The sequence below is a fragment of the Klebsiella sp. TF21-TM genome (assembly GCF_019753495.1).
GTDB lineage: Bacteria > Pseudomonadota > Gammaproteobacteria > Enterobacterales > Enterobacteriaceae > Klebsiella > Klebsiella quasipneumoniae.
Genome location: NZ_JAIJYL010000055.1, coordinates 1 through 10061, shown reverse-complemented (window position 1 = coordinate 10061; position 10061 = coordinate 1). Strand labels below are relative to the sequence as shown.

Annotated in this window: 12 protein-coding genes; 6 read left to right on the top strand and 6 right to left on the bottom strand. The window is 54.1% G+C overall.

Features of this window, described 5'->3' with window-relative positions; translation table 11 throughout:
* Positions 1-102 precede the first annotated feature (102 nt).
* Complete coding sequence (locus tag K5R89_RS26010) at positions 103-576, bottom strand: threonine/serine exporter (RefSeq protein WP_004886472.1); 474 nt, start codon at positions 574-576, stop codon at positions 103-105.
* Entirely contained in the window at positions 567-1343 is a 777-nt protein-coding gene (locus tag K5R89_RS26005) for a threonine/serine exporter ThrE family protein (RefSeq protein ID WP_004886474.1), read from the bottom strand. Before K5R89_RS26005 ends, K5R89_RS26010 begins: the two co-directional genes overlap by 10 nt.
* A 280-nt stretch (positions 1344-1623) precedes the next feature.
* On the opposite strand from K5R89_RS26005, the gene pobA reads away from it, so the two are divergent.
* The 4 genes from pobA to bglJ all read left to right on the top strand — a co-directional run bounded on the left by pobA (position 1624) and on the right by bglJ (position 5327).
* Complete coding sequence (gene pobA / locus K5R89_RS26000) at positions 1624-2808, top strand: 4-hydroxybenzoate 3-monooxygenase (RefSeq protein WP_087827559.1); 1185 nt, start codon at positions 1624-1626, stop codon at positions 2806-2808.
* 16 nt (positions 2809-2824) lie between these two features.
* Entirely contained in the window at positions 2825-3706 is an 882-nt protein-coding gene (locus tag K5R89_RS25995) for a helix-turn-helix domain-containing protein (protein ID WP_023291878.1), read from the top strand.
* Positions 3707-3969: 263 nt separating this feature from the next.
* Positions 3970-4692: a LuxR C-terminal-related transcriptional regulator gene (locus K5R89_RS25990; RefSeq protein WP_072421172.1), complete on the top strand. Its 723-nt coding sequence runs from the start codon at positions 3970-3972 to the stop codon at positions 4690-4692.
* Positions 4653-5327, top strand: a complete 675-nt coding sequence (gene bglJ / locus K5R89_RS25985; RefSeq protein WP_032454790.1) for a DNA-binding transcriptional activator BglJ — start codon at positions 4653-4655, stop codon at positions 5325-5327. Before K5R89_RS25990 ends, bglJ begins: the two co-directional genes overlap by 40 nt.
* 5 nt (positions 5328-5332) lie before the next feature.
* Here the strand turns inward: bglJ and K5R89_RS25980 are convergent, their stop codons facing one another.
* Positions 5333-5791 (bottom strand): YbaK/EbsC family protein, encoded by a 459-nt coding sequence (locus K5R89_RS25980; RefSeq protein WP_023291881.1) that lies wholly within the window; start codon positions 5789-5791, stop codon positions 5333-5335.
* 333 nt (positions 5792-6124) lie between these two features.
* Between K5R89_RS25980 and K5R89_RS25975 the strand changes: the two genes are divergently transcribed.
* On the top strand, positions 6125-7468 hold the full coding sequence (locus tag K5R89_RS25975) for a PTS cellobiose transporter subunit IIC (RefSeq protein WP_002887650.1): 1344 nt from the start codon (positions 6125-6127) through the stop codon (positions 7466-7468).
* A 50-nt stretch (positions 7469-7518) separates the two neighbouring features.
* Here the strand turns inward: K5R89_RS25975 and fhuF are convergent, their stop codons facing one another.
* From fhuF to K5R89_RS25960, 3 genes are all read right to left on the bottom strand, one after another.
* Positions 7519-8307, bottom strand: coding sequence for a siderophore-iron reductase FhuF (gene fhuF / locus K5R89_RS25970; protein ID WP_023291882.1), 789 nt, complete (start codon positions 8305-8307; stop codon positions 7519-7521).
* A 106-nt stretch (positions 8308-8413) separates the two neighbouring features.
* On the bottom strand, positions 8414-9460 hold the full coding sequence (locus K5R89_RS25965) for a GGDEF domain-containing protein (RefSeq protein WP_023291883.1): 1047 nt from the start codon (positions 9458-9460) through the stop codon (positions 8414-8416).
* 23 nt (positions 9461-9483) lie between these two features.
* Entirely contained in the window at positions 9484-9654 is a 171-nt protein-coding gene (locus tag K5R89_RS25960) for a hypothetical protein (protein ID WP_072096669.1), read from the bottom strand.
* Positions 9655-9724: 70 nt separating this feature from the next.
* Between K5R89_RS25960 and K5R89_RS25955 the strand changes: the two genes are divergently transcribed.
* On the top strand, positions 9725-9964 hold the full coding sequence (locus K5R89_RS25955) for a DUF1435 domain-containing protein (RefSeq protein WP_023291884.1): 240 nt from the start codon (positions 9725-9727) through the stop codon (positions 9962-9964).
* Positions 9965-10061: the final 97 nt, after the last annotated feature.

Sequence of the window (10061 nt, the reverse complement as noted above, 5' to 3'; positions counted from 1 at the left end):
ACCTCTCCCACACCTCTAGACTGAAAGGGGGGGGGTGTTCAGCCCAGAGAAGCGCAGGCCCCGGGGGGGAGGGGGCGCCGCGGCTCTGCCGCGACGCCGGGGTTAGACGCGGGGGCGCTTACGATACAGCCACAGACCGGGTATCGACAGGCCAATGGAGAGGGCGCCCACGATCGAAGAGGCCTTTAAAAAATTGCTCAGCAGCAAAATCATCATCTCTTCAGAATAGCCAAAATGGCTGATTTTTACCGCGGAGATCATCGCGGTGTAAGCGGAAATACCGGGAAACATCGGGATCACGGCGGCGACGGTAAAAATCTTCGGATGCGCCAGATACCAGCGCGACCACTGGATGCCGATGCAGCCCACCAGCAGGGCGGCGAGAAACGTGGCCCATTCAATGTTAAAACCAGCGCTCATCATGACCATGCGCGAACCATGGCCGATGGCTCCCAGCAGCGCGCACCAGCGCAGGGCGCGCTGCGGGACATTAAAGACCATCGCAAACCCGACGGCAGGGATCGCCGCCAGCAGCATGTCTTCCGCCAGCGCGAAAATAAACGAAATTATGCCCATCCCCGCAGCCCCCATACGGTCATTGCCATCACTACGCCAATGCAGGTGGCAAGGGTTAACAGGCTGGCGATCGCCCAGCGGGCGAGGCCAGTATTTATATGCCCTTTAAACATATCGGCGACGGCATTGATCAGCGGAAAGCCCGGGACCAGCAGCAGGACGCTGGCGGCCATGGCAATGGTCGGGGTGCTGGCAAAGGTCGGGAGGCGCAGCAGTAGCCCGGAGATCGTGGTGGCCACAAAGGCGGTGATGCAGAAGTTGATCTGCGGATGCATAGAACGGTGGGTCAGCACCTGGCGAATGTACATGGCCACCGTGCTGGCGCAGAAGCTGACCAGCGCTCCATCCCAGCCGCCGTTATTCAGTTTACAGAAACAAGCGCAGGAGAGGCCCACCATGATCACCAGCAACCAGCGGGGATAACGCAGGGGCCTAATCTGCGCGAAGCGCTTCTCGACGTCGCGATAGTCCAGCAGCTTATGCTCGGCGAGGATCACGATATGCTGCACTTCCGTCACCACATGCATATTAATGCCGCGGTCGACATTCTTACGCGTTGAGGTAAGACATTCGCCATCCTTAATGGTGGTCAGGACGATAGCGTTGGAGGAGATGGCGCTTTCGACGCTGTCCATCCCCAGCGCCAGCCCGAGACGCGTTGAAAGCTCTTCCACCAGCGCGCTTTCGGCGCCGTGCTGTAACAAAAAAAGACCACACTGGATGCATAATCGTGTGATTGCCCGCTGCTGTGCCCGATCAACCTGCATATTTCCTCTGCTGTCCGCGACGCCTGGTATCTGCCGATACTTTAACCTGAAGCGCCGGGGCGGCTGAGGGGGGTGGGATCAAATAATGTGCAAAAATCTCCCGTCCGCCGGGGTGGCGGAATTTGAAGCGTCCCACACTTTTGCCAGTTTGGTGAAAAGTGCAATTTTTGTCGCCATTCATCCCTTCTTTTTCCCGTCTGACTTATCAAAAATGCAGGAAAGCACTTTTATTAAACAAAAATTATACAAATAATTAACCCTGCAAAAGTGAGACAATCCTATGAAAACACAGGTCGCGATTATTGGCGCTGGCCCTTCCGGTCTGCTGCTGGGGCAGCTACTGCACAACGCCGGGATCCACACGGTCATTCTTGAGCGTCAAACGCCGCAGTATGTGCTGGGGCGCATCCGTGCGGGAATTCTGGAAAGCGGTACCGTCGATCTGCTCCGTGAAGCGGGCGTGGCGCAGCGGATGGATGTCGAAGGCCTGGTGCATCATGGGGTGGAGTTTCTCTTTGACGGCCAGCGGGTGCCCGTCTCACTGAGCGAGCTGACCGACGGCAAGAGCGTGATGGTTTACGGCCAGACTGAAGTGACCCGCGATCTGATGGCTGCCCGGGCCGCCAGCGACGCGCCGATCGTGTACGGCGTCAGCGAAGTGACTATCCATGACGCAAAAAGTGACCGGCCGACGATCACCTATCTTAGCGAAGGTGAATTCTGCCGCCTGGAGTGTGACTTTATCGCCGGTTGCGACGGGTTCCATGGCGTGTCGCGGCAAAGTATTCCCGCTGACATCCTCAAGACTTACGAGAGCGTCTGGCCGTTCGGCTGGTTAGGCCTGCTGGCGGATACGCCGCCGGTCAATCCGGAGCTGATCTATGCGCATCATCAGCGGGGATTTGTTTTATGTAGTCAGCGCTCACTTACTCGCAGCCGCTACTATCTGCAGGTTCCGCTGAGCGATAAGGCGGAGGACTGGTCGGACGAACGCTTCTGGCAGGAGTTGAAATGCCGATTGCCGGAGGATCTGTCATCAAAGTTAGTGACTGGTCACTCACTTGAGAAAAGCATCGCGCCCTTGCGCAGCTTCGTCGTCGAGCCAATGCAATATGGGCGATTGTTCCTGGTGGGGGATGCCGCGCATATCGTACCGCCGACCGGCGCTAAAGGGTTGAACCTGGCGGCATCGGACGTGAACTATCTGTGGCGGATCCTGCGTGAATACTACCATCACGGCCGGAGCGATCTGCTGGCGACCTATTCGCGACTGGCGCTGGATCGGGTCTGGAAAGGGGAACGCTTTAGCTGGTTCATAACCCGCCTGCTGCACGATTTTCCGCAGCAGAGCGAGTTCGACGCCAAAATGCAGGCGGCCGATCGCCGCTACTATCTGGGCTCGCGCGCCGGGCTGACCACTATCGCGGAAAACTACGTGGGCCTGCCCATGGAGCGTGTCGTCTGACTGAACAGGAGTCACTATGCCCCCCGTCCAAACTGTTCCGGTATTTAAGCTGTATGGCGAGGAGCGCGGCTGGCCGACGCCGGACCTGCTGCACTGCGAGTCGATTTTGCAGCGCAGCAGCCTGTATCAGTGGCATATTCGCGTCCACCAGCACGCCGAAATGGTCCAGCTCCTCTATCTGCACAAAGGTCGGGCGGAGATCGAAATTGAAGGCACCACCTCGGTGATGACGGAGTCCTGCATCCAGGTGGTGCCCGCCCTCTGCATTCATGGCTTTCATTTCTCACCCGGAACGCACGGATTTGTGCTCTCCCTGGCGCTGCCGCTGCTGAGCCGTTTTGAAAATCAGTTCGGCCGACCGCTGGATGTGCTTAGCGTTGCGCAGTGTCTGCCGGTGGGGCGTTCCCGGGGGCGTATGCATACGCTGTTTTCAGCGCTTCGCGAGGAGTACAGTGCCGATCATGATGCCCGGGAAATGATGCTTTATTCGCTGCTGGGGACGCTGCTGGCCTGGCTGAACCGGCAGTGCCGCCCCGCACCGCCCGCGGAAGATAAAGCGGAGCGAAAGCGCAGTATGATGCGTCATTTTTCCCGGCTTATTGAGAGCCACTACCGGCAGCACCTCCCGCTGGCGGAGTATGCGAAGTTGATTGGGCTGTCGGTCACGCATTTAAACTATTTATGTCGCGAGTTCTATGGCTGTAGCGCCCTTGGGGTATTGCATCAGCGACTGATGCTTGAGGCGCGGCGTAATCTGCAATACACCCGCATGACGATAACGCAACTCTCTGATTATTTGGGCTTTAGCGACGCCGCCTATTTTTCTCGCTTTTTCCGCCGCTATAGCGGTATGTCGCCTAAAGCATTTAGAGAAGCAATTAAAGAGAATGCTTCATAATGTTCATGCCTGAAATTATTTTTGCTAAATAATGGTTTTATCTTTTCTAATTTATTAGCGCAGGGCGTCTGTGCTAATATTCATCGCAAGTATACACAGGAATAATATTTACTTGATATGACCACGGTTCGGTCATGCAGTATATCGTGTACGCGGGCCATGAATATGCTTTTAATATTCATCCAGTAAATGGTATGGCGATCGAGTCACTCGCCGATCGTTTGCGGGCAAGCGAAGAAACTTCGACAGGAAGCGGAGGTGTTATGTTACCAGGACAAGGTAAGTTTGGCGTCGTTATTAGTAAAATCCCCGTCATGCAGTCAGGGTTAAAGGTGATCTTCAATGAGAACCTCCCGGATTACGAACTCAGTTTTTGTCGCACTCATGATGAGCTCACCCTTTTACAACTGCGGCGAGCGGTGCTGGTCGTTGCGGATATCTCCGGCGAGATTGCGCAGCCCCGGGCCGTCTGCGAGCGTTATTACTCCCTCATGACCCAGTATCGAGATATTCACTGGGTTTTTATGGTCGGCGACAGCCTCTATCCATTAGCCGTTGAGCTTTTAATTCGTCCCGAAAGCTCGCTGATCTCCGAGAACGAGCCGGTTGACCGACTGATTGAGGTGATTTGCGCCGGTAGCCGTGCGGCTGAGCAGATTAGCCGTACGTTGTTTACCGGGGATGTGGACAGCGATTTCGCTAGCTACCACTCAGCGGCGATGCTGACCCTGTCAGAGCGGAAAGTTCTGCGCCTTCTGGCGAAGGGATGGGGAATTAACCAGATCGCCGCGCTGTTGAAAAAGAGTAATAAGACGATTAGCGCGCAGAAAAATAGCGCAATGCGTCGTTTATCGCTACGCAGCAACGCTGAAATGTATGCCTGGATCAACAGTGCGCAGGGAATGCAAGAGCTGAATATCAATTCAGCTTACGGGGAACAAATGGAATGGAAAAAAATAGCACAACCCGTCATGTCGCCATCGTAGAAAAATGTGTGATGACGGAAATGGCCTGGCGCTATACCTTTAGCCGTGAAGAGAGCAGCCAATACCGCATTCATTTTTTTAAAAATATCAATTTGCTCAGGGCGGTGGAAACGTCGTTCCCATGGTCAGCAATCATCTTTTCACTTTCGGGGAGTCGTTCGTCCAGAGCCGAGAGCCTGCTTTTTCTTCACGAAATGGCGAGGATCCGACCGGAAGTACAAACGATTATTCTGGCTAATAATGAAAGCGAAATGCGTCTGATCGGCCATTTAATGCCGGCCTGCCTGCAGGGTATATTAAATAAATCCGCGCCGCGACGCGGATTGCAGGAGCATTTGTTACAGCTGCTGGATAATCATTCCCTCGCCGGCAAAGAGCACTTTTGCGGCAGAGAGGCATGCAACGATCCGCTAAGCCCGACGGAGCACGCCATTCTTCGGTATATGTCGTGGGGATATTCGCTTGCGGAAATTGCGGTGCAGCTGAACCGGAACATTAAAACCATCCGCGCGCATAAATTCAACGCCATGACCAAGCTCGGGGTTCGCTCTGACATTGGTTTATTAAACGCGGCGGATATCTTGCTGCATTTACCGATAAGCGGCCCGACCAGCGCCGTTAAACAGGTGGCATAACGCGGCTATATGCATACGTCTACCCATGTTGCATCGGTGAGCTGCGCCATTCGTTCTGGTTCAATGCGAACGGCGCTGTGAATAGCTCCCGCTGCGGGTAGCACCTCCTGATAGTGCCTGAGCGAGACGTCACAGAAGACGGCCAACGGATTTTCCAGACCAAACGGGCACACGCCGCCAACCGGATGGCCGGTCCAGGTTACCACCTCGTCGCTGCTCAACATACGCGCTTTTGCGCCAAAGGTCTCTTTCAGCTTTTTATTATCCAGCCGCGCATCGCCCCTGGCGACGATCAGTACAATCTTATCTTTGATCTTGAGCGACAGCGTTTTGGCTATTTGTCCCGGCTCAACGTTGTGCGCGGCAGCGGCAAGCGCCACAGTGGCGGTACTCTGGTTTAACTCAATAATTTCGATATCGGGGGCGTGTTCGGCAAAAAACTGCCGTACAGACTGCAGACTCATTGGATTCTCCTGATTTAAGGCTGGTTAAATCTGTCACAAGCCTGGCGGAGTGTAAATATCAGCGCGGACAATCCAGATTCTTTCTATTTTGTCGATCTCCTTCACATTCACCGTAACCGGTTACAGTAACCGGTTGCGGTTATCTGCATTGAGATGAATACTGGAACAGTCACTTCTCCTTTTATTTATAACAAAAGAGCCGTGTATGAATCGTTGTGTTATGGGCAGTATAGCCGGTCATCCACACGCGGCCTGCTGCATCAAAAAGCGGTCATCGTAACGGCAGGGTAATCGTTGTTGGGCCAGTATCAATAGCCTGTCAGGAGGGCTACTATGTCTGCTAACCATGCTGCGTTTAATTTGATATTTCGCTTTGTAGAAAATTACATAAGCCCCATAGCAGGGCGGATCTCATCGCAGCGTCACGTCATGGCTATCCGTGACGGTTTTATCTCCGCGATGCCGTTTATGATCGTCGGATCGTTCCTGCTGGTGTTTGCTTATCCTCCTTTCTCCCCGGATACCACCTGGGGTTTTGCCCGCGCCTGGCTGGATCTGGCAAAAGAGTTTGAGGGGCGCATTCTGACCCCCTTTGATATGACGATGGGGATCATGTCGATCTACATCTGCGCGGCAATCTCTTACAACCTCGGTAAGCACTACGAGAAATCCAATCAGCTCGATCCCTTTATGTGCGCGATGCTGTCGATCATGGCCTTTTTACTGATTGCCGCGCCGAAGACGAATGGCACGCTGCCGGTGGATAGCCTCGGCGGAACAGGGATCTTTACCGCCATTCTGGTGGCGATCTACTGTGTGGAGATGATGCGTTTTCTCAAGGCGCATAATATCGGTATCCGTCTACCGGATCAGGTCCCACCGATGATCAAAAATTCCTTTGATCTGTTGATCCCGGTGCTGGTGGTTGTGCTGACGCTCTATCCGCTGAGCCTGTTTATTCAGCACCATTTTGACATGCTGATCCCGCAGGCCATTATGGCAATTTTCAAACCGCTGGTTTCGGCAGCCGATTCCCTGCCGGCGATCCTGCTGGCGGTCCTCATCGGCCACCTGCTGTGGTTTGCCGGGATCCACGGTGCGGCGATCGTTTCCGGGATGCTGCAGATGTTCTGGCTGACCAACCTCGGTATGAACCAGCAGGCGCTGGCCCAGGGCGCGCCTCTGCCGCATATTTTTATGGAGGCGTTCTGGACCTTCTTTATCGTGGTCGGAGGTTCCGGTGCCACCATGGGGCTGGTGTTCTGCTATCTGCGCAGCCGCTCAGCGCATTTGCGCTCCATTGGGCGTTTAAGCGTGGTGCCAAGCCTGTTTAACATTAACGAGCCGGTCATCTTTGGGACGCCTATCGTCATGAACCCGGTGTTCTTTATTCCGTTCCTGCTGGCGCCGATGGTGAATGCGGTGTTGGCCTGGGCGGCAATGAAGCTGGATCTGATTGGCCGCGTCATCTCCGTGGTACCGTGGACGGCGCCGGCGCCGATTGGCGGTGCCTGGGCGCTGGGCTGGGATTTCCGGGCGGCGATTCTGGTCATCGTTCTGGCCTGCGTGTCGGCGATTATCTACTTCCCGTTCTTTAAGGTGTATGAGAAGCAGCTGCTTGCTCAGGAAGCGGAAGAGGCTGAACGGGCGGAGCAGGAGAGTCAGCAGACCGCATAAATAGTGACTGGGCGGCCACAGGCCGCCCGTTGCTTATTGTAGACAGGGCGTTATTTTAACGTGCAGTCGCCGCACTGTTGGACGTCCGGCAGGCGATAGCGCTGGCAGCAGGTGCGTCGGACTAACTGTCCTTCACGCAGCACAACCGTTCGCCATAGTGGGTTATCCTGACCATCGGCGAGTTGTTTTTCGAAGAAACAGTGCTGGCGCAGGGCGGCAAGCTGCTCATCCCCCAACAGCGCGCGCATTTCCCCAAGATACCAGTTAATCAGATAGCCAGTATTGCTCCAGATAAGTTTGCCATTGATCTCGCCCGTGGCTTCCAGCGCCTCAATAACCGGCTGCAGGGTGCGCGTCACCAGGGCATCCATTCGCGACAGCGGTGACAGTCTCTCAATACCGGCATCGCTATGGACATCAATCCAGAAACAGGCCGCCCTGCCGCTTTCGTGAAATTCGACGTGGAAATGTTCCGGCGCCAGGCTGAGACCCTGTGGTTCATTGAGCAACGCCAGCATCAGCGGCGGCACCAGCAGACCGATGTACCATTGCGCCCAGAGCGAGAGCAGAGGTTTCGCTTCCCGTGTCAGCGTTGGCTGATGACGATAGATATGATCGGAATAAGTGGCCAGCAGAGAGCGTAAGGCGGTGGGTCGCGACCACTCGGCAAGCGTCAAAGCGTGCCCTGGAGCGGATTCATCCAGGCGCAGGAAATCGAGCAGATGGGGGCGAAGGGTGGCGATTTTTTCCCGAATACTCTCCGCCAGGGCGCGCTCAGCCGTCGGCAAAGGGGCCCGCCAGATAAGTTCATCGCTGAGAGGAAGGGAACGCCAGGCCATTCGATTTCCAGATACAAATCTAAATGATAATGATTCCTGATATTAGTTGTTTGCAGGCGGCATGGCAAGAATTTTGTCGGCGCCACGATGCCGCGGCGCGCGCAGGTTAACTGGCCAGAATAATGTTGCGGCCTTTATTCTTAGCGTCATAGAGTGCGCCGTCGGCGCGCGCCAGCGCTTGCTCAATATTGTCATCAATGAGCGGCGTCAGGCCAATACTGATGGTCACGTTGGTGGCGACGCTCTCATTAAACATATGCGGGATTTTCAGGTCATAGACCCGCTGCCGAATACGTTCGGCAGCCTGCCAGGCCGTTTCTTCGCTGCTGTTGGTCAGCAGCACCATAAACTCCTCTCCGCCAAAGCGGGCGACAATATCGCGCGAGCGTACGGCGTTGCGAATAGCAGCAGAGACGCGAATGAGCGCCTGGTCGCCCATCATATGACCATAGTGATCGTTATAGGCTTTGAAATGATCGATATCGAGGAGCAGCACGAAGTGGTTGTCGCCGTCCAGCGCCAGCAGGGTATCGAGGCGATTCTGCAGTCCGCGGCGGTTATACAAACCGGTCAGAGGATCCAGCATACTGAGATCGTTGAGGGTGTTGCGTTCCTGCATGAGTTTATCCATTAATCCTTGTGTGAAGGCATCGCTGCGCTTCTGGATAATATTTTGCAGGGTAATACCGGCAATAGGCAGCATAAAACAGTAAGTCATGCGCAACCATTGTTCCCCCTCCGCCATTATCAGGCAGGCAAGGAAAGTCGGTAAAGAGTGGAGGGTAAAGGCAGTGATATTATTGGAAAAAGCGATGGTGCCGATAAACAGAATGCTTAATAGGGCGATCACCAGAAAGTTAAAATGCGGCGGTGTCAATAGCATCGCCTTTGTCACTACGTGCCATGCCCATAGCATGCCAAATAACAACGAGATAGCGGGAATATTTATTTTCGATTGCGGCCATTTCCAGTGCCAGAGCAGCAGCAACCCGCTGCAGGCCACGATCAGGGCGCAAGGCAGCGTAAAACGAACTACCGTAAATAGGGGGGTGACCAGCGACAGAGAGGATGAAATGAAATTAAGCAGTAAAAAAAGCCGTAAGGAATATTGATATTTTTGTGCGTAGTGTGCTCGCCAGGTTTGTGCAGTCATATCGGAAGAATCATTATTAGTCGTTAAATTTCAAAATGATGAAAGCCAAAAATGAAGAGTCTGATAACAATGTGCAAAAAAAGGTTATTTGCAAAATAAGAAAAATATTTAATATATATCGATAATCCGCTTAATTTATCACCTTCATGAATGTATGTCATTACCGCGAACGTAAAGAATAAGGCGCAGAGCACATCGCAAATGACAAATGATAAAAATTATCATATGATATTGGTTATCATTATCGTTGTGAGAGGTGAAACCATGCTGCAGCGAGCATTAGGAAGCGGTTGGGGAGTCATTGTTCCCGGCGCGCTGATTGTCGCTCTCGGGTATGCCGGGGTGTCGGCTGACGTATGGCGGACGCTGGTCGCGGTGGGCATGCTGATGTCCGCGGCGATGATATGGCATCGTCAACTGCGCCATTTTATTCTGCTGCCATCGTGCGTTGCACTGGTTGGTGGAATAATGCTGATGCTTGTGGATATCAAACTGAGGGGATAACGCCGGGAGAGGGAAGAATATTGGTGCGAGGGGGGGGACTTGAACCCCCACGTCCGTAAGGACACTAACACCTGAAGCTAGCGCGTCTACCAATTCC